Origin of the sequence: Mesorhizobium australicum (assembly GCF_900177325.1) — a bacterium.
GTDB lineage: Bacteria > Pseudomonadota > Alphaproteobacteria > Rhizobiales > Rhizobiaceae > Mesorhizobium_A > Mesorhizobium_A australicum_A.
Window position 1 is genome coordinate 2,811,236 of sequence record NZ_FXBL01000004.1, and the last position, 17,680, is coordinate 2,828,915.

Annotated in this window: 17 protein-coding genes; 13 read left to right on the forward strand and 4 right to left on the reverse strand. The window is 65.7% G+C overall.

Features of this window, described 5'->3' with window-relative positions; all coding sequences use genetic code 11:
* Positions 1 to 62 precede the first annotated feature (62 nt).
* The 6 genes from hflK (at position 63) to B9Z03_RS16390 (ending at position 4,975) form a co-directional block, all read left to right on the forward strand.
* Positions 63 to 1,154, forward strand: a complete 1,092-nt coding sequence (hflK, locus tag B9Z03_RS16365; RefSeq protein WP_085465182.1) for an FtsH protease activity modulator HflK — start codon at positions 63 to 65, stop codon at positions 1,152 to 1,154.
* Positions 1,154 to 2,101, forward strand: coding sequence for a protease modulator HflC (gene hflC, locus B9Z03_RS16370; RefSeq protein WP_085465183.1), 948 nt, complete (start codon positions 1,154 to 1,156; stop codon positions 2,099 to 2,101). Before hflK ends, hflC begins: the two co-directional genes overlap by 1 nt.
* A 9-nt stretch (positions 2,102 to 2,110) precedes the next feature.
* Complete coding sequence (locus B9Z03_RS16375; RefSeq protein ID WP_085465184.1) at positions 2,111 to 2,296, forward strand: DUF2065 domain-containing protein; 186 nt, start codon at positions 2,111 to 2,113, stop codon at positions 2,294 to 2,296.
* A gap of 166 nt (positions 2,297 to 2,462) precedes the next feature.
* Positions 2,463 to 3,986 carry a DegQ family serine endoprotease gene (locus tag B9Z03_RS16380; RefSeq protein WP_085465185.1) on the forward strand — a complete coding sequence of 508 codons (1,524 nt, stop codon included), beginning with the start codon at positions 2,463 to 2,465 and terminating at the stop codon, positions 3,984 to 3,986.
* Positions 3,987 to 4,154: 168 nt separating this feature from the next.
* A complete protein-coding gene (locus B9Z03_RS16385; protein ID WP_176247540.1) occupies positions 4,155 to 4,484 on the forward strand; it encodes a nucleotidyltransferase family protein in 330 nt (109 codons plus the stop codon).
* Positions 4,481 to 4,975 carry a ribonuclease toxin HepT-like protein gene (locus tag B9Z03_RS16390; RefSeq protein WP_085465187.1) on the forward strand — a complete coding sequence of 165 codons (495 nt, stop codon included), beginning with the start codon at positions 4,481 to 4,483 and terminating at the stop codon, positions 4,973 to 4,975. Before B9Z03_RS16385 ends, B9Z03_RS16390 begins: the two co-directional genes overlap by 4 nt.
* A 47-nt stretch (positions 4,976 to 5,022) precedes the next feature.
* Here B9Z03_RS16390 and serB read toward each other — a convergent pair whose 3' ends face one another.
* Entirely contained in the window at positions 5,023 to 5,913 is an 891-nt protein-coding gene (gene serB / locus B9Z03_RS16395; RefSeq protein WP_244561763.1) for a phosphoserine phosphatase SerB, read from the reverse strand.
* Here serB and miaA point away from each other — a divergent pair.
* Together miaA and B9Z03_RS16405 are read left to right on the forward strand one after the other, a co-directional pair.
* Positions 5,912 to 6,862, forward strand: a complete 951-nt coding sequence (gene miaA / locus B9Z03_RS16400; RefSeq protein WP_244561914.1) for a tRNA (adenosine(37)-N6)-dimethylallyltransferase MiaA — start codon at positions 5,912 to 5,914, stop codon at positions 6,860 to 6,862. The two genes, serB and miaA, sit on opposite strands and share 2 nt — an antisense overlap.
* A 100-nt stretch (positions 6,863 to 6,962) precedes the next feature.
* A complete protein-coding gene (locus tag B9Z03_RS16405) occupies positions 6,963 to 7,754 on the forward strand; it encodes a GGDEF domain-containing protein (RefSeq protein ID WP_085467702.1) in 792 nt (263 codons plus the stop codon).
* 129 nt (positions 7,755 to 7,883) lie between these two features.
* On the opposite strand, the gene B9Z03_RS16410 is transcribed toward B9Z03_RS16405, so the two are convergent.
* Together B9Z03_RS16410 and B9Z03_RS16415 are read right to left on the reverse strand one after the other, a co-directional pair.
* Positions 7,884 to 9,698: an ATP-binding protein gene (locus tag B9Z03_RS16410; RefSeq protein ID WP_085465189.1), complete on the reverse strand. Its 1,815-nt coding sequence runs from the start codon at positions 9,696 to 9,698 to the stop codon at positions 7,884 to 7,886.
* 174 nt (positions 9,699 to 9,872) lie between these two features.
* Positions 9,873 to 11,672, reverse strand: coding sequence for an NAD(P)/FAD-dependent oxidoreductase (locus tag B9Z03_RS16415; protein ID WP_085465190.1), 1,800 nt, complete (start codon positions 11,670 to 11,672; stop codon positions 9,873 to 9,875).
* Positions 11,673 to 12,053: 381 nt separating this feature from the next.
* Between B9Z03_RS16415 and B9Z03_RS16420 the strand changes: the two genes are divergently transcribed.
* The 4 genes from B9Z03_RS16420 to B9Z03_RS16435 all read left to right on the forward strand — a co-directional run bounded on the left by B9Z03_RS16420 (position 12,054) and on the right by B9Z03_RS16435 (position 16,345).
* A complete protein-coding gene (locus B9Z03_RS16420; protein WP_085465191.1) occupies positions 12,054 to 13,841 on the forward strand; it encodes an acetolactate synthase 3 large subunit in 1,788 nt (595 codons plus the stop codon).
* Positions 13,842 to 13,896: 55 nt separating this feature from the next.
* The gene (ilvN, locus tag B9Z03_RS16425; RefSeq protein WP_085465192.1) at positions 13,897 to 14,469 is read left to right on the forward strand and encodes an acetolactate synthase small subunit; all 573 of its coding nucleotides are present in this window, start codon (positions 13,897 to 13,899) and stop codon (positions 14,467 to 14,469) included.
* A gap of 101 nt (positions 14,470 to 14,570) precedes the next feature.
* Positions 14,571 to 15,164, forward strand: coding sequence for a LysE family translocator (locus B9Z03_RS16430; RefSeq protein WP_085465193.1), 594 nt, complete (start codon positions 14,571 to 14,573; stop codon positions 15,162 to 15,164).
* Between the two features lie 53 nt (positions 15,165 to 15,217).
* The gene (locus B9Z03_RS16435; RefSeq protein ID WP_085465194.1) at positions 15,218 to 16,345 is read left to right on the forward strand and encodes an ATP-dependent DNA helicase; all 1,128 of its coding nucleotides are present in this window, start codon (positions 15,218 to 15,220) and stop codon (positions 16,343 to 16,345) included.
* On the opposite strand, the gene B9Z03_RS16440 is transcribed toward B9Z03_RS16435, so the two are convergent.
* A complete protein-coding gene (locus B9Z03_RS16440; RefSeq protein ID WP_085465195.1) occupies positions 16,346 to 16,753 on the reverse strand; it encodes a SpoIIAA family protein in 408 nt (135 codons plus the stop codon).
* 109 nt (positions 16,754 to 16,862) lie between these two features.
* Between B9Z03_RS16440 and B9Z03_RS16445 the strand changes: the two genes are divergently transcribed.
* Positions 16,863 to 17,603 (forward strand): pyridoxine 5'-phosphate synthase, encoded by a 741-nt coding sequence (locus tag B9Z03_RS16445; RefSeq protein ID WP_085465196.1) that lies wholly within the window; start codon positions 16,863 to 16,865, stop codon positions 17,601 to 17,603.
* Positions 17,604 to 17,680: the final 77 nt, after the last annotated feature.

The window sequence follows — 17,680 nt, forward strand, 5'->3', positions numbered from 1 at the left end:
GTGCCAACAGAACTAGCTGCGGAACCAACCGCTGCGCGTGGTTTCGCAACAAGAGGAATTTCATGCCCTGGAACAATCAGAGCGGTGGCGGCGGCGGCCCATGGGGCGGCGGCGGTAACGGCGGTGGCCCGTGGGGCCAGGGTCCGCGTGGACCCGGGGGACCACAGAACACGCCGCCCGATCTCGAGGAGATCATCCGGCGCGGCCAGGACCGCCTGAAGAACGCGCTTCCGGGCGGAGGCGGCTTCAATCCGGCCTTCATCGCGCTGGGTATCGCCGCGCTGGTGGCGCTCTGGGGCTTCCAGTCGATCTACACTGTCCAGCCCGACGAGGTGGCCGTCGAACTCCGATTCGGCAAGCCGAAGGAAGAGCTGTCGCGGCCGGGCCTGCATTTTCACTGGTGGCCGATCGAAACGGTCGAGATTGCCAAGACGGCTGAGCGGCTGGTGAACATCGGCGAGGATCGCGGCAACAATGCCTCCGGCCTGATGCTTTCGGGCGACCAGAACATCGTCAACGTCAAGTTCTCGGTTGCCTACCAGGTGGCCGATCCGCGCCAGTTCCTGTTCAACGTCGCCGAGCCCGAGGAAATGATCCGGCAGGTGGCCGAGAGCGCGATGCGCGAGGCCGTCGGCCGCCGCCCGGCGCAGGACATTTTCCGCGACGACCGCCAGGGCATCGCCGATTCCGTGCGCACCATCATTCAGGGGACGCTCGACCAGTATCAGTCGGGCCTGGTGGTCAACGCCATCTCGATCGAGGACGCCGCACCTCCGCGCGAGGTTGCCGACGCGTTCGACGAGGTGCAGCGCGCCGAACAGGACGAGGACCGCTTCGTCGAGGAATCGAACCAGTATTCCAACCAGAAGCTCGGCCAGGCACGCGGCGAGGCGGCGCAGGTCCGCGAAGAGGCAGCCGCCTACAAGAACCGGGTCGTCCAGGAGGCCGAGGGTGAGGCGCAGCGCTTCATCTCCGTCTACGACGAATACGCCAAGGCGCCCGACGTGACGCGCAAGCGCCTCTTCCTCGAGACGATGGAGAAGGTCTATGGCGGCGCGAACAAGGTGATCGTCGAGCAGGGCAGCGGGCAGGGCGTCGTGCCCTATCTGCCGTTGCCTGAGCTGCAGAAGCGCGCGACGGGAGGAAACAACTGATGGCCAACCGTCTCACGATAATCGCGGTCGCAGCCGTCATCGTGCTGCTCATCGCGTTTTCCTCCTTCTTCATCGTCAACGAGCGCCAGCAGGCGATCGTGCTGCGCTTCGGCGAGATCGTCGACGTCAAGCGGGAGCCGGGCATCTACTTCAAGGCGCCGTTCGGCTTCCTCGACGCCGATACGGTGCAGATCATCGACGACCGGCTGCTGCGCTTCGACCTCGACGACATCCGCGTCCAGGTCTCGGGCGGCAAGTTCTACGAGGTCGACGCCTTCGTCGCGTTCCGCATCCAGGATCCGAGGGTGTTCCGTCAGGCCGTGTCCGGCGACGTGCAGCTGGCCGAACAGCGGCTGCGCACGCGTCTCGACGCGGCGCTGCGTCGGGTCTACGGTTTGCGCGGCTTCGAATCGGCGCTTTCGGAAGAGCGCGCCTCGATGATGCGCGAGGTGCGCGACCAGCTTCGTCCCGACGCCACGTCGCTCGGCCTCGCGATCGAGGACGTGCGCATCCGCCGGACCGACCTCACCCAGGAAGTCTCGCAGCAGACCTACGACCGCATGAAGGCCGAGCGTCTGGCCGAGGCCGAGCGGTTGCGGGCTCGCGGCCGCGAGGCGGCGCAGCGCATCCGCGCCCGCGCCGACCGTGAGGTGGTCGAGATCGTCGCCGAGGCCAACAAGGAATCCGAGATCCTGCGCGGCGAGGGCGAAGCCCAGCGCAACGCGGTCTTCGCGGACGCCTTCCAGCGCGATCCGGCCTTCTTCGAGTTCTACCGCTCGATGTCGGCCTACTCGGCGGCCCTGCAGAATTCCGGCACGACGATGGTGCTGTCGCCGGACTCGGAATTCTTCAAATACTTCCAGGATTCGAACGGCGGTCCCGCCGCCCCGGCGCCGGCTCCCGCACCGGGCGCCACGAGCGCCATCCCCGCGCCGGCCGCCCAGTAAGCGGCCGACGTGCAGGATTTCCTGGCAGCCGTCGGGCTTGTGCTCGTCATAGAAGGCCTCCTTTACGGAGGCTTTCCTGCTTTTGCGAAGCGGGTGGCCGCGGAGGCCACCCAGGCGCCGGAGAATCTGCTACGGATCACCGGTCTTCTCGCGATCGCCGCCGGTGTCTTCATCGTCTGGCTGGTGCGCGGGTAACGCAGGATTTACGGCAAGCGGGCGGCTCCGCCGCCGTGGACGGGTGACCGAGCCGCAAACGCGCCGTATTTCTTACGGACAACATGCCCTATTTCTCATCGACGACATGCCGGCCCGTCCCCGGTCAGATCCTTGCCCCGAACGGAAGCCCACGGAAGGCACCCAGATGAACGCAGCCACCTCCTTCATCCGCATCCGTCGCGCCGTCGGCGCTTCGCTGATGGCGGGCGCCCTCGGCCTCGCAGCGCTTCCGGCCGCGGTGGCACCTGCCGAAGCGCAGCAGCTCGCCGCCCAGCCGCAGGGGCCAGCCTCGGTCGCCGACCTTGCCGAGCGGCTGCTCGAATCGGTCGTGAATATCTCGACCTCGCAGACGGTGGCCGGCAGCGACGAGCCGGGCGTGAAGCCGCCGGAACTGCCCGAAGGCTCTCCGTTCCAGGATTTCTTCGACGACTATTTCAAGAACCGCCGCGGCGAGGGCGGCGGCAGCCAGAAGGTGCAGTCGCTCGGCTCCGGCTTCGTGCTCGATGCCGAGGCCGGCATCATCGTGACCAACAACCACGTCATCGCGGATGCCGACGAGATCGAGGTCAATTTCTCCGACGGTTCGAAACTCAAGGCAACGCTGAAGGGCCGCGACACCAAGACCGACCTCGCGGTGCTGGAGGTGGACCCGAAGCTGAAGAAGCTCAAGGCCGTGAGCTTCGGCGATTCCGACAAGGTGCGCGTCGGCGACTGGGTGATGGCGATCGGCAATCCGTTCGGCCTCGGCGGCACGGTGACCGTCGGCATCGTCTCGGCGCGCAACCGCGACATCAATGCCGGCCCCTATGACGACTTCATCCAGACGGACGCGGCGATCAACCGCGGCAATTCCGGCGGCCCGCTGTTCAACATGCAGGGCGAGGTCATCGGCATCAACACCGCGATCATCTCGCCGTCGGGCGGCTCGATCGGCATCGGCTTCTCGATCCCTGCGAAAATGGCGTCGGGCGTGGTGAGCCAGCTGCGCGAGTTCGGCCAGACTTCCCGCGGCTGGCTGGGCGTGCGCATCCAGGAAGTGTCGGACGAGATCGCCGAGAGCCTCGGCATGGACAGCGCCAAGGGCGCGCTGGTCTCCGGCGTGATCAAGGGTGGGCCGGTCGACAACGGCTCGGTCCAGGCCGGCGACGTGATCGTGAAGTTCGACGGCCGTGACATCAAGGCGATGAACGACCTGCCGCGCGCCGTGGCCGAAAGCCCGGTCGGCAAGACGGTCGAGATCGTCATCGTCCGCGAGGGCAAGGAGCAGACCGTCCAGGTGACGCTCGGCCGGCTCGAGGACGGCGAGAAGCTCGCCTCGAACGACGAGAGCGCCGGCAAGCTGGAGCAGGGCGAGGACGCGCCCGTGTCCACCGCAAGCGTGCTCGGCATGACGGTGGGCGAGCTGGACGACGAGCTGCGCGCGAAGTTCGGCATTTCGGAAGACGTGACCGGCGTGGTGGTGACCGAGGTGAACCCGAATTCGCCGGCGGCCGAGAAGGGTGTGATGGCCGGCGACGTGATCGCCGAGATCGCGCAGGAATCGGTGTCGACGCCGAAGGACGTGCTCGACCGGATCAACACGCTGAAGGGCCAGGGCCGCAAGAGCGCGCTTCTGATGCTGGCGTCGAAATCAGGCGAACTGCGCTTCGTGCCGGTGCCGATGAACTGAGCGGGGACGCGTTTCGCACGTTGAGGGCGGCCGCGGCCCATGACCGGGGGCGTGTCCGTCAGGAAGGTTGCCTCTCGCGGGCGATCAATGGATACATGTGTGGTCTTGGGCTACCCTGAACCATGCCGAAGGCAGGGAACAGGGAATGCCCGATCCAGGTGTATTCCGATGAGAGTTACGACCTTAACCGAGAGAAAGGCCGCCGAGGCGGCACGCCGCAAGCGTGCTGCCGACGATGTGGTCCGCGAACTTGACGAATACGCCCGGAAGCATGGCGGCCGGTTCGTCATTTTCGGCTCGTACGCGACGGACACGATGCGCTTCGACAGCGACCTGGATGTGCTGATCGATTTTCCCGCCGACCGCACAGCGGATGCCTGGCGGTTTGTGGAGGATGCCTGCGCGAGGCTTGCAGTCCCTCTGGACGTCCATGATGCCCGTACCACGAAGGCGAGCTTCGTCGAACGTGTTCATGCGCAGGGGCTTGTCCTGTCATGACGGACGCCCGGTGGATCGAAGTCGAGGATGACCTCAATTCCGCCTGCCGCCACTTCGGCAATGCGGCGCAGCTCTACGATGAGGGCGGGTTCGATGCCGATGACATCACGGGATATCGAGCCACCATGGCGTTCCTCCATGCCATGCAATCCGCCCACAATTCCCTCGAAGGCGCTTTAAGGCGAATACTGGAGATACTGGGGGAGGAAGTGCCCGTCGGCGAGAATTCACATGCGGATCTCGTTAGACGGGTCTCCAGGGAGGTCAAGACACCCGGCCATGTTCGTCCGGCAATCCTTCCGCCTGAAGTTGCCCGAGACGTCGACGAGACCAGGCGGTTCAGGCACCGGGCAACCCACAACTACGACAACTTCGACCCTGCTCTCGCCGTCGCGTCGATCGAGGCCGCCCGCCGGCTGGCGGCAGAGTTGAAACCGTGCGTTCTGGTTTTCCGGGACAAGGTCGACCCACCGGCTGGAACTCCCGGTTAGCGGCGGACGCAAGGAAGAGCCCGCCAGCGCATTGTGCGTCGGCGAGATCAATCGCGGAAATCGGAGCGGCGGTAGCCTTGCAGGTAGAGCAGGGCGGTAAGGTCGCCGTGGTCGATGCGGATTTTCGCCTGCGCGGCGACCGCGGGCTTGGCGTGCAGCGCGACGCCGGTGCCGGCCAGCTGGAGCATGTCGAGATCGTTGGCGCCGTCGCCGACGGCGATGGCCTCGGCCGGTGTGATGCCCAGGCGCGCCGAGATCGACGTCAGGGCCTCGGCCTTGGCAGCACGGCCGAGGATCGGCTCGGCGACGGTGCCGGCGAGCTTGCCGTCGGCCTCGTGCAATATGTTGGCGATGTTCTCGTCGAAGCCGATCATCGCGGCGACCGGACCGGTAAAGACGGTGAAGCCGCCAGAGACGAGCGCGGTCCATGCGCCGTGGGCGCGCATGGTTCGAACCAGCGCGGTGCCGCCCGAGGCGAGCGTGATGCGCTTTTCGATCACATCGCCGACGACGCTCGCCGGCAGGCCTTTCAGAAGCGCGACGCGCTCGCGCAGCGCCGGCTCGAAGGCGATCTCGCCATTCATCGACCGGGCGGTGATGGCCGCTACATGCTCTTTCACGCCGACAAGGTCGGCGAGCTCGTCAATGCACTCCTGGTCGATCATGGTCGAATCCATGTCGGCAATCAGAAGTTGCTTGCGGCGATTGTGCACCTCCTGCACCGCGATATCGATACCGGCGCCGGACAGAGCGTTTGCCAGGGCTGCGGTTGCATCAGCGGCGGAAAGGCCTTCGGGAAGCGGGATATCGCAGGCGACGCCATCGGCCAGCCAGTCGGCCGCGCTTGCGCCGACGGCGCGACAGGCGCTATTCGCGAGGTCCGCTGTGAGCGCGGGCCGCGAGGGATGCGAGATCAAGGTGGCAACGAGAGAGGTCATGGAGGATTCCGGCGCGTCGGGCGGCGGACTGCCGCTCAGGGGCGCGGTCCTGATAGCGGGACCGACGGCGAGCGGCAAGTCGGCGCTGGCGCTCGAGGTGGCCCGGCGGATCGGCGGCGCGATCGTCAATGCGGATTCCATGCAGGTTTACGACGTGCTGCGGGTGCTGACCGCGCGACCGGACGCGGCGGACCTGACCGCTGCTCCCCATCACCTCTATGGCCATGTCGACCCCGCCACGTCCTATTCGACGGGGGAATGGACCCGCGATGTCGAGGGGCTCGCCGCAAGCGGCGCGCTGGAAGGACGCCGGCCGATTTTCGTTGGCGGGACCGGGCTTTATTTCCGCGCGCTGCTCGGCGGCCTGTCCGAGATGCCGCAAATTCCCGCCGCGATCAGGGAAGGCTGGCGCGAGCGTCTGGTGCGCGAGGGGCCCGGGCGGTTGCATGAGATTCTCACGGAGCGGGATGCTGAGGCAGCAGCGGGCCTGCGCCCGACGGACGGCCAGCGGATCGCCCGTGCGCTGGAAGTGCTGGACGCGTCGGGCCGTTCGATCCGGCACTGGCAGTCGCAGACGGCACCGCCGTTGGTCGATCCCGCTAGCGTCACACGCATCGTGCTCGACATCGACCGGGCGGTGCTGCACCGGCGGATCGACGCGCGGGTCGAGCGGATGGTCGAGGAGGGCGCAGTGGAGGAGGTGCGGCGTTTGCGCAGGCTCAGGCTCGATCCGGCCCTGCCGGCCATGAAGGCGATCGGCGTGCCGGAGTTCGCGGACGTGCTGGACGATACGTGCGGGCTTGCCGACGCCATTCCGCGGGTCCAGGCGGCGACGCGGCAATATGCCAAGCGACAGCTGACCTGGTTCCGCAACCAGCTAGGCCCCGAATGGAGGCGGCTCGCGGCCCTCGATGGCGACTGTTTTGCGGCCGATTTCGCCGCGGGATAAAGCTTTGTTGACCTAAGGGCCGTATTCAAGTGGAGGTTGTGGCGATAGGTGTTGCGATCATCCGGGTTTGAACTAGAAGGGGCGGCAACCTGAGGGGATGATGCGCTTCCACAAATCGGAATCGGCGTTCTTCGTGTTCATCGTGCTGGTGCTCGCCGCCGGCGCGTGCCTTGCTTATGCCAATTCCGTGCTCGGCTATACGGGCGAATCGCGCGACCCGGGGGAACTGGCCGGCAATCTGGGCCTGCTTGCGCAGCTGATCTTCGGCACTGGCGTGCTGCTCGCGACGGCGAGCATCTTCGGCGTCTTCTTCATCTATCCGCTGATCCGCAAGCAGGTGCGCGAGGAGGGCAAGCTGAGGGCGATGACCGAATCGCTCAGCGCCCGCTCCGAGACGCTGGAGCACGCGGCTCTGACGGACGGCCTGACGGGCATGCAGAACCGGCGCTATTTCGACGACGCGCTGCGCGAATATCTGGGCGAGTTCCGCCGCATCGGCAAGCCCGTGGGGCTGTTGATCCTCGACCTCGATCATTTCAAGACGGTCAACGACACGCACGGCCACGATGTCGGCGACGAGGTGCTGCGGGTCGTGGCTGGGTGCCTGCGCGAGTTCACCCGCTATCACGACGTGGTCGCGCGGCTGGGCGGCGAGGAATTCGCCGTCGTCGCGCCCAACATGGACACCGACATGCTGATCAAGCTCGCCGAGCGCATCCGCAAGGCGATCGCGGCACTGACGGTCACGACCGGCAACATCCGGCTCAGGGTGACGACCAGCATCGGCATCGCGATCTGGGACGGCAAGGAAAGCGCCGAGCAGTTCTACCGCCGGGCAGACCGCATGCTCTACGAGGCCAAGCGCCTGGGGCGGAACAGGGTCTGTGCGTGAGGTGAGGCAGTAGTGAGTAGGCAGTAGGCAGTAGGGAACAGGCTTGTCGACGTGCGACGGCCGGACAATCCTCCTACTGCCTACTGCCTACTGCCTACTGCCTACTGCCTACTGCCTACTGCCTACTGCCTACCCAAACAGCCTCCCGTCCGGCCGCCGCTCCTGGCGGATCGGCTCGTCGACATAGGGCGAGAGCCTGGCGAGGCTGGGGCGCTGTTCGGGGCCGCCGGCTGCCGGCGCGCCGGGGACGCTTGCGTTGGACCAGACCTCGTCGCTGATGCTGTCGCGGCCGCCGCTGCGCATGCGCTCGACGATGGTGTTGAGATCGATGTCCTGCACCACCGCATCCTCTGTGTGGTCGCGCACGGCGGAGCCGGGGATGTAGCGGCGGTCGAGGACCTCGAACTTCATCCGCATCGTCGCCGCGACGCCGTCGCCGAAGGCGATGCACTCCCGCTGGCCCATCGAGGACAGGAAGGCGAGCGCCGAGGCGGAGGCATCCGAGATTGCCGAGCGGATGATCGCCTGGTCCTGCTCGTTCGGCAGGCGCATGGCGAAGACGGTCGAGCACTGCGAGAAGATGGTCGGGTCGAGTTCGCCTGGCCGCTGGGTGACGATGCCGAGGTAGCAGCCATATTTACGGCCTTCCTTGGCGATGCGCGCCAGCGCGTGGCGGGTCGGCGCGAAGCCCATGCGCGGATCGACCGGCATGTAGCGGTGCGCCTCCTCGCACAGCAGGAGCAACTCAATCTTGCCGTCGCCCCACAGCGTCAGGTCGAAGGCGAGCCGCGCGAGCACGGAGCAGACCGCGTTGACCACCTCGGAGGGCATGCCCGCCATCTGGAAGCAGGTCACCGGCTTGCCTTGCGCCGGGATGCGGAAGATCCGGCCGATCGCGGCGGTGATGTTGTCCTCGATGATGCGCGAGCCGAACATGAAGCGGAAGCGGGGATCGCGCATGCCGGCATCGAGGCGCTGCCGCAGGGCGCGGTAGATCGGCCTGAGGTCCTTGCTGTCGAGCATGCCCATGCGGTCATCGAGGATGCGCATCAGGTCGGCCATGCGGTAGGGCACCGGCGTGTCGGCCGTGATGCCGCCGGGCTCGGAGCTCCGGCGCAGCGACACGTTGCCCGCGCCGCGATTTTCTTGCTTCGCCGCCGGGATCAGGTCGCGCAGCAGCTCGACCTCCTCGACGATCGGATCGCGGCCGAGATAGAGCACCTCGACCAGTTCCTCGAGGCGGAACATCCAGAACGGCAGGTCGAGCGTCTCGGAATCGAGCGTGATCGACACGTCGGGAAAGGCGCTTGCGAATTCGTTGTGCGGGTCGAGGATCAGGACGCGCAGGTTCGGCCGCGCCTCGATCGCCTTGTGCAGCAGCAGCGATACCGCGCTGGACTTGCCGACGCCCGTCGAGCCGACGACGGCGAAGTGGCGGTTGAGCGTGCGCCCCATCGCGACGTTCGCCGACACGCTTTCGTCCTGCGAAAGATTGCCGACCGGGACCGCGTCATCGCCGCCGATCTCGTAGATCGCGGCAAGGTCGCGCTGGCGGATGCGGTGAGCGATCGCTCCGATATGCGGATATTTCGCGATGCCGCGGTCGAAGACCGGGCGCGCGCCGTCCTGGCCGTCGCGCACCTCGCCGATCAGATCGACATGCACCAGCATGCGGTTGTCGGCCTCCTCGTGCCACGGTCCGTCGACATGGACGTCGTGGACGAGGCCGACGGTGCGGGTGTTCGGCAGGCTGATGGAAATGAACTTGCCGACCGACCACTGGCCGGCCTCCTGGCTCTTGTTGCCGGCGGCGGTGGTTGCGATGGTTGCATGCGCGCCGTCGCACTGGATGACATGGCCGAGGATGCGGGCGGCCTCCTGCGCCGCGTCGCGCACCGGCGGCGCATTCCGCTCGGTCAAATCGCCCTCGTGTTCCTTGAACATCGCTCGTCTCCGGCCCCAACCGGGATTTCTAGCGCGTCGCGGTTAAGGCGGCGTGTGACGGGATGGTTGACGGTGGGTTTATGGAAAAGGCGGCATTTGAAACAACGCGAAAAAAGGAGACGGGCCTGCAAAGGCTCCCATTGTGGGAGCCTTTGGTCCGTGTGCCGTCTTGCCTCAGCGCAGGTGATGCACCTTCTGCAGCCCGTAGACCGGCGTCGGGATCCCTTCCATACGGGCTTTGAGCTGTAGCGCCAGGAACTGCGAGTAGTGGCGCGACTGGTGCAGGTTGCCACCGTGGAACCAGAGCGCCTCCTGCTGCGTCGGCTTCCACATGTTGCGCTGCTCGCCTTCCCACGGGCCGGGGTCTTTGGTGGTGGCAGAGCCCAGGCCCCAGCATTTTCCCACCTTGTCGGCGACCTCCTGTGAGATCAACTCGGCGGCCCAGCCGTTCATGGAGCCGTAGCCGGTGGCGTAGACGATGACGTCCGCCGGGATCTTCGTGCCGTCCTCCAGGACGACCGCGTCCTCGGTGATTTCGGCGACCTGGCCGCTCTTCAGCTTGATCTCGCCGTCGATGATCAGCTGCGAGGCGCCGATGTCGATGTAGTAGCCCGAGCCGCGCCTGAGGTATTTCATGAACAGGCCCGAGCCGTCGTCGCCCCAGTCGAGCTTGAAGCCGGCCTTCTCCAGGCCCTTGTAGAACTCCGCGTCACGCTCCTTCATCTGCTGATAGAGCGGAATCTGGAACTCGTGCAGGATCTTGTAGGGCAGGGAGGCGAAGATCAGGTCGGCCTTGGCGGTCGTGATGCCCGACCGTACCGCCTGTTCGGAATAGAGCGCACCGAGGCCGATCTCCATCAGCGTGTCGGAGCGCACGATGTGGGTGGAGGAGCGCTGCACCATCGTCACGTCGACGCCGGCCTCCCAAAGTGCTGCGCAGATGTCGTGGGCGGAGTTGTTGGAGCCGATCACGACCACCTTCTTGCCCTTATAGGCGTCGGGTCCCGGATGCTTGGACGAATGGTGCTGTTCGCCCTTGAATGTCTCCATGCCCTTGAATTTCGGGATGTTCGGCTTGGCGGACATGCCTGTGGCGAGCACGAGCTGCTTCGGACGTAGTGTGATCTCCTTGCCGTCGCGGGTGACGACGACGGTCCATTCCTTCTTCTTCTCGTCGTAGGATGCGCTCTTGGCCTCGGTCGAGGTCCAGTAGTTGAGCTCCATCACCTTGGCGTACATTTCGAGCCAGTCGCCAATCTTGTCCTTGGGCGAGAAGATCGGCCAGTTTTTCGGGAAGTCGATATAGGGGAGGTGATCGTACCAGACCGGATCGTGCAGGCAGAGCGACTTGTAGCGCTTGCGCCATGAATCGCCGGGGCGCTCGTTCTTCTCGACGATGATCGTCGGGACGCCGAGCTGCCTGAGGCGGGCGCCAAGCGCGATACCGCCCTGGCCGCCGCCGATGATGAGGCAATAGGGCTGGCGCGTGTAGCCGAGTTCGGCGGCCTCTGCCTCGCGCTCTTCCTTCCAGGTCGGGCGGTTCCTCGCAGCCCCGTGCTTCGCGCCCAACGGTCGGTCGAAGCCGGCGGGCTCCTCGAAGCCCTTCAGCTCGACCATCGTGGTCAAAAGCGTCCAGATCAGGCCGTTCCTGACACGGATCTGACCAAAGCCGCGTGCGACCTTGGTCTCGAACTGGATCCAGCCTTCAAGCAGCCCGTCCGTCTCGGTCGCATCCTCGCCGTCGGCGATCCGCCAGCCGGAGGGGCCGGTGAGCGCGAGCTGGCTCTCCAGCATGTCGCGGACCTGGTCGCGGCCTTCCATGGTCTTGATGTTCCAGGTGAAGGCGACGAGGTCGCGCCAGTAGCAATCTTCCTGAAAGCAGGCGACGGCCGCCTCGACATCGCCGGACGACAGGGCGCCGCCGAACCTGTCCAGAAGATCGGCGAGCCGTTTGTTGGGTGCCTTGTCGAGCATGTGCATCTCCTCCCTGAGAACGCGTAGATCTTCCGCCCGCGCCTCCCAGGCGGACGGCGAGAGGAGTATGCGGGTGCTGGCAGGGGGCGTCACGCCGTACTAAAGACAGTCGCCGCATCAAGCGTTTAGCGCGTTCCGGCGCTCGCCCGCCGATGCGCGGGAATTGCGGTTGACGCCGCGGGATGAGCGCACTATGGTCCCGCACCATGAAGACGGTTCTCATTCTCGTAGTAGGAAGGCGCATGGGCAAGGCGGTGTAACCGCCGGGCGAGAGCACCCCATGCGCCAGACAGGCTCCCTTCCGGGGGCCTTTTTTATTGCCTTCGATACCGATAAACGACCCACGCGCCGCATGAGACGGCAAACAGACGGAAGACGACGATGAACAAGGCGACGCAGGAAACCGGCCGGCGGGAGATGACGGGCGCGGAGATGGTGGTCCAGGCGCTGAAGGACAATGGCGTCGAGCACATGTTCGGCTATCCGGGCGGCGCGGTCCTTCCGATCTATGACGAGCTCTTCCAGCAGGACGCGGTCCAGCACATTCTGGTGCGCCACGAGCAGGGGGCAGGCCATGCCGCCGAGGGCTATGCGCGCTCGACCGGCAAGCCCGGGGTGATGCTGGTGACCTCCGGCCCGGGCGCGACCAATGCGGTGACGCCGCTGCAGGACGCGCTTATGGATTCCATTCCGCTGGTCTGCATCACCGGCCAGGTTCCGACCACGCTGATCGGCTCCGACGCCTTCCAGGAATGCGACACCGTGGGCATCACGCGGCCTTGCACCAAGCACAACTGGCTGGTGAAGGACGTGAACGAGCTGGCCGGGATCCTGCACGAGGCCTTCCACGTCGCGACAACCGGTCGTCCGGGGCCGGTCGTGGTCGACGTGCCGAAGGACGTGCAGTTCGCGAAAGGCATCTACACGCCGCCGCAGACCGCACCGCGCACATCGTATCAGCCGAAGCTGCAGGGCGACCTGGAGAAGATCAAGGCGGCGGTCGCGCTGATGGCGGGTGCGAAGAAGCCGATCATCTATTCGGGCGGCGGCGTGATCAATTCAGGCCCGGAAGCGAGCCATCTGCTGCGCGAACTGGTCGACCTGACCGGCTTCCCGATCACCTCGACGCTGATGGGGCTGGGCGCCTATCCGGCCTCGGGCAAGAACTGGCTCGGCATGCTGGGCATGCACGGCTCGTACGAAGCGAACATGGCGATGCACGACTGCGACGTGATGCTGTGCATCGGCGCGCGCTTCGACGATCGCATCACCGGCCGGCTGAACGCCTTCTCGCCCAACTCGCGCAAAATCCACATCGACATCGATCCGTCGTCGATCAACAAGAACGTGCCGGCGGACATCGGCATCCTCGGCGATGTCGGCCGCGTGCTGGAGGACATGGTTCGGCTGTGGCGGGCGAGCGCCAGGACGGACAAGAAGGAGCTCTATCCCTGGTGGGAGCAGATCGCCCGCTGGCGCGCGCGCGACAGTTTCGCGTTCAAGAACAGCAACGACGTGATCATGCCGCAATTTGCGATCCAGCGGCTCTACGAGCTGACCAAGGGCCGCGACACCTACATCACCACCGAGGTCGGCCAGCACCAGATGTGGGCGGCGCAGCACTTCCACTTCGACAAGCCGAACCGCTGGATGACGTCGGGTGGGCTCGGCACCATGGGCTACGGCCTGCCGGCCGCACTCGGCGTGCAGATCGCGCACCCCGACGCGCTGGTGATCGACATCGCCGGCGACGCCTCGGTGCAGATGACCATGCAGGAGATGTCGACTGCGGTGCAATATAACGCGCCAATCAAGATCTTCATCCTGAACAACCACTACATGGGCATGGTGCGCCAGTGGCAGCAGCTCTTGCACGGCAACCGCATGTCGCACTCCTATACCGAGGCGATGCCCGACTTCGTGCTGATGGCGAAGGCCTTCGGCGCGCACGGCATCCGCTGCGAGAAGCCGGGCGACCTCGACGACGCGATCAAGGAGATGATCGACGTGAAGCAGCCGGTGCTGTTCGACTGCTGCGTGGCCAACCTCGCCAACTGCTTCCCGATGATCCCCTCCGGCAAGGCGCATAACGAGATGCTGCTGCCGGACGAAGCGACGGACGAGGCGGTTGCGAATGCCATCGATGCGAAGGGCCGGGAGCTGGTGTGATCACCAGCTTCCACCGCCAACCCGACCAGAACGCAGCAAATTCGAGTAGCCAGACATGAACGCTCAGCTTCAGCCCACCGGCTCCGCCTACTTCATCGCCAAGGACACCGCGCTGCCGGAGAGCCATACGCTGTCTGTGCTCGTCGACAACGAGCCGGGCGTGCTCGCGCGGGTGATCGGCCTGTTCTCGGGCCGCGCCTACAACATCGACAGCCTGACCGTGTCGGAGACCGAACACGAGCAGCACCTGTCGCGCATCACCATCCAGACGCGCGGCACGCCGCATGTGCTGGAGCAGATCAAGCACCAGCTCGAGCGGATCGTGCCGGTGCATCGCGTGGTCGACCTCACGGTGGTGGCGCGCGAGCGCGGCCACGAGCGGCCGCTGGAGCGCGAGCTGGCGCTGGTGAAGGTCGCGGGCAAGGGCGAGGAGCGGGTCGAGGCGCTGCGGCTCGCCGAAGCCTTTCACGCCAAGGTGTCGGACGCGACCACCGAGCATTTCATCTTCGAGATCACCGGCAAGAGCACGAAGATCGACCAGTTCATCGCCATCATGAAACCGCTCGGCCTGATCGAGATCTGCCGCACCGGCATCGCCGCAATGAACCGCGGACCGGAGGGGATGTGATCCCCTTCTTCTGAGCCAACCGCAGGACGGTACTGGATCAGGGAGGTTGCGCCAATAAATGTCAGCATTGCTGACATAATAATCATACCGGGAAACGCCCCATGTCCGCCGACCTTTTCCTCGCGCTCGTCGTCTTTGCCTTCGTCACGTCGATCACGCCGGGCCCGAACAATTTCATGCTGCTGGCCTCGGGCGTGAACTTCGGCTTCTGGCGCACGGTGCCGCACATGTGCGGCATCGGCGTCGGCTTCTTCACGCTGCTGGTCGGCGTGGGGTTCGGGCTTGGCGCGATGCTGACCGCCTATCCGCAGCTTCACCTCGCGCTGAAGGTCGCGGGCGGCGCCTATCTTCTCTACCTCGCCTGGAAGATCGCGATGTCTCGGTCGCTCGGCGAAAAGGAGGGCGGCACGCGGCCGATGACCTTCCTGGAGGCGGCCGCGTTCCAGTGGGTCAATCCGAAGGCTTGGGTGATGGCAGTGACGGCGATGGCGGTCTACACCGATCCGGCGCGTCCGTTCCTGACCATGCTGCTCGTCGCAACCGCCTTCGCGCTGGTCAATTTCCCGAGCGTCTCATGCTGGGCCGGTTTCGGCGTCGCCCTGCGCGGCTTCCTCGCCGACCCGGTGCGGCTGAAATGGTTCAATGTCGCAATGGGCGTTCTGCTCGCGGCGACGCTGGTGCCGATGCTGCGGTAGGGCTGGAGCTCTCCATCCTTGCCCCGAGAGCCCGAATCCTGCCAGTCAGGGGCATGGACCTCTCACCCCAACAGGATGCCGCGCTGAAGGCTGTCGACCGCTGGCTGAAGGCCGGCAGGCCGCAGGTGTTCCGGCTGTTCGGTTATGCCGGCACGGGCAAGACGACGCTTGCGCGATATTTCGCCGAGCATGTCGAGGGCCAGGTACAGTTCGCCGCCTTCACCGGCAAGGCGGCGCAGGTGCTGCGGTCGAAGGGCGCGACCAATGCGCGGACGATCCATTCGCTAATCTACCGGCCGAAGGGCGAGGAAGCGGTGGAGGACGAGACGACCGGCAAGACCTCGATGTCGCCGACCTTCTCGCTCAACCGCCAGAGCCCGATCGCCAAGGCCAAACTCGTCATCATCGACGAATGCTCGATGGTCGACGAGCAACTGGGGCGCGACCTGTTGTCCTTCGGCACGCCCGTGCTGGTGCTGGGCGACCCGGCGCAGCTGCCGCCGATCTCGGGCGGCGGCTTCTTCACCGAGCACGAACCGGATCACCTGCTGACCGAGATCCACCGGCAGGCGCAGGACAATCCGATCATTCGCCTCGCGCTCGACGTGCGCGAGGGACGCGAGTTCATGCATGGCGACTACGGCACGGCGCAAGTGATCGGCAAGGATCAGGTGACGCAGGACCTGGTGCTCGAGGCGGACCAGGTTCTGGTGGGGACAAACCGCACGCGGCGCCGCTACAATGCGCGGCTGCGCGAGTTGAAAGGTTTCACCGCCGACTATCCGCAGGCGGGCGACAAGCTGGTGTGCCTGCGCAATGACCCGGCCAAGGGTTTGCTCAACGGCTCGCTGTGGAAGGTGATGACCTCGTCGCGCGAGACGGTGAAACCGGGCATCAATCTGCTCGTCTCGCCGGAGGAGGACGATCCCGACCGGGGCGTGGCCAAGATCAAGCTGCTCAAGGCCGCGTTCGAAAGCCCGGAAGAGGAAATTCCCTGGCAGCAGAAGAAGCGCTTCGACGACTTCGACTACGGCTATGCGCTGACCGTGCACAAGGCGCAGGGCTCGCAGTGGGACAATGTCGTGCTGTTCGACGAAAGCTGGGCGTTCAAGGATACGCGCCAGCGCTGGCTCTACACCGCGATCACGCGCGCGGCGAAGACGCTGACTATCGTGCGCTGATCACAGGCGCTGGCGGATCTCGCGCGCGTCGAGCCAGGACCATGCGTCCTGCTCCCGCTCCGGCGGGAAATAGCGCAGCTCGACCGGGATGTCGGCCGAGAAGAAACCTCCGATGCGGGTGGTCCAGTCCGGTCCGCCGACGACGGCACAGCGGCGCACATGTTCTTCCGCATGTCTGCGGCCCTCTGCCACGGTGCGTTGGCTGATCTCGCCCCAGTCCGCGCCTTCATAATCCGTCGCGCGCACCAGGATGTCGATGCGATCGTGAAGCGCATAGGCGCCTTCGAGCAAGCCGAAGAGATTTTCCGCGTCGGCCGACGTCGTGCGGCCGTAAATCTCGATCGCGAAGACCTGGTCATTGTCGGTCTCCAGCCGGCGGACGGTCGGGATGGGGTCGAGCGCGTGCATCCATGAGCTCCTTCGGATGGTCATGTCGCAACTGGAACACTCGAATGGCCCTGTCTGTTCCGTCGAAAGGCTCTATAAGGCTGCGTCGAATTCGCGATGTGGACCTGCCATGCCGTCCAAGCTTTCTGTCAATCTCAACGCCATCGCCATGCTGCGCAACCGGCGCGACCTGCCGTGGCCGAGCGTCACCGGGCTCGGCCGCATCGCGCTCGCCGCCGGCGCGCACGGATTGACGGTGCATCCGCGCCCGGACGAGCGACACATCCGCTTCTCCGACCTGGCTCCGATCCGGGCGCTGATCGACGACGAGTTCCCGCAGGCGGAGTTCAACATCGAAGGCTATCCGAGCGAGGATTTCCTCGAACTGGTGGAAAAGCACCAGCCGGAGCAGGTGACGCTGGTGCCGGACGATCCGTCGCAGGCGACGTCCGATCACGGCTGGGACTTTGTCGGCAAGTGTGAGATGCTGAAGCCGATCGTGGCGCGGCTAAAGAAGGGCGGCATGCGCGTGTCGCTGTTCGCGGATGCGGATCCGGCGCAGATCGCGGCCGCGAAGGCGACCGGAGCGGACCGCATCGAGCTCTACACCGGCCCGTATGGCGGTTCATACGACGATCCGAAAAAGGCAGGCAAGTGCCTGGAACTGCTTGGAAAGACGGCCGACGCGGCTCTCGCCGCCGGGCTTGGAGTCAATGGCGGGCACGACCTGACCGTGGCCAACCTGCCGCCGCTGGCGAAACGAATTCCGAAGCTGGCGGAGGTGTCGATCGGGCACGGGCTGACGGCGGATGCGCTGGAATTCGGTATGGAACAGACCGTCAAGCGCTTCCTCGCCTCTTGCGGGTGGTGAACCGCGCGCCATCTCTCCGCAGGCGGGCGTTCGGTTCGAACGTGGCCATTGATGCTGCGATGCAACAGGAGTAAAAG

Coding starts and splice junctions, on each gene's coding strand:
- hflK (WP_085465182.1), top strand. CDS start 63: ATGCCCTGGAACAATCAGAGCGGTGGCGGCGGCGGCCCATGGGGCGGC.
- hflC (WP_085465183.1), top strand. CDS start 1,154: ATGGCCAACCGTCTCACGATAATCGCGGTCGCAGCCGTCATCGTGCTG.
- B9Z03_RS16380 (WP_085465185.1), top strand. CDS start 2,463: ATGAACGCAGCCACCTCCTTCATCCGCATCCGTCGCGCCGTCGGCGCT.
- B9Z03_RS16385 (WP_176247540.1), top strand. CDS start 4,155: ATGAGAGTTACGACCTTAACCGAGAGAAAGGCCGCCGAGGCGGCACGC.
- B9Z03_RS16390 (WP_085465187.1), top strand. CDS start 4,481: ATGACGGACGCCCGGTGGATCGAAGTCGAGGATGACCTCAATTCCGCC.
- miaA (WP_244561914.1), top strand. CDS start 5,912: ATGGAGGATTCCGGCGCGTCGGGCGGCGGACTGCCGCTCAGGGGCGCG.
- serB (WP_244561763.1), bottom strand. CDS start 5,913: ATGACCTCTCTCGTTGCCACCTTGATCTCGCATCCCTCGCGGCCCGCG.
- B9Z03_RS16405 (WP_085467702.1), top strand. CDS start 6,963: ATGCGCTTCCACAAATCGGAATCGGCGTTCTTCGTGTTCATCGTGCTG.
- B9Z03_RS16410 (WP_085465189.1), bottom strand. CDS start 9,698: ATGTTCAAGGAACACGAGGGCGATTTGACCGAGCGGAATGCGCCGCCG.
- B9Z03_RS16415 (WP_085465190.1), bottom strand. CDS start 11,672: ATGCTCGACAAGGCACCCAACAAACGGCTCGCCGATCTTCTGGACAGG.
- B9Z03_RS16420 (WP_085465191.1), top strand. CDS start 12,054: ATGAACAAGGCGACGCAGGAAACCGGCCGGCGGGAGATGACGGGCGCG.
- ilvN (WP_085465192.1), top strand. CDS start 13,897: ATGAACGCTCAGCTTCAGCCCACCGGCTCCGCCTACTTCATCGCCAAG.
- B9Z03_RS16430 (WP_085465193.1), top strand. CDS start 14,571: ATGTCCGCCGACCTTTTCCTCGCGCTCGTCGTCTTTGCCTTCGTCACG.
- B9Z03_RS16435 (WP_085465194.1), top strand. CDS start 15,218: ATGGACCTCTCACCCCAACAGGATGCCGCGCTGAAGGCTGTCGACCGC.
- B9Z03_RS16440 (WP_085465195.1), bottom strand. CDS start 16,753: ATGCACGCGCTCGACCCCATCCCGACCGTCCGCCGGCTGGAGACCGAC.
- B9Z03_RS16445 (WP_085465196.1), top strand. CDS start 16,863: ATGCCGTCCAAGCTTTCTGTCAATCTCAACGCCATCGCCATGCTGCGC.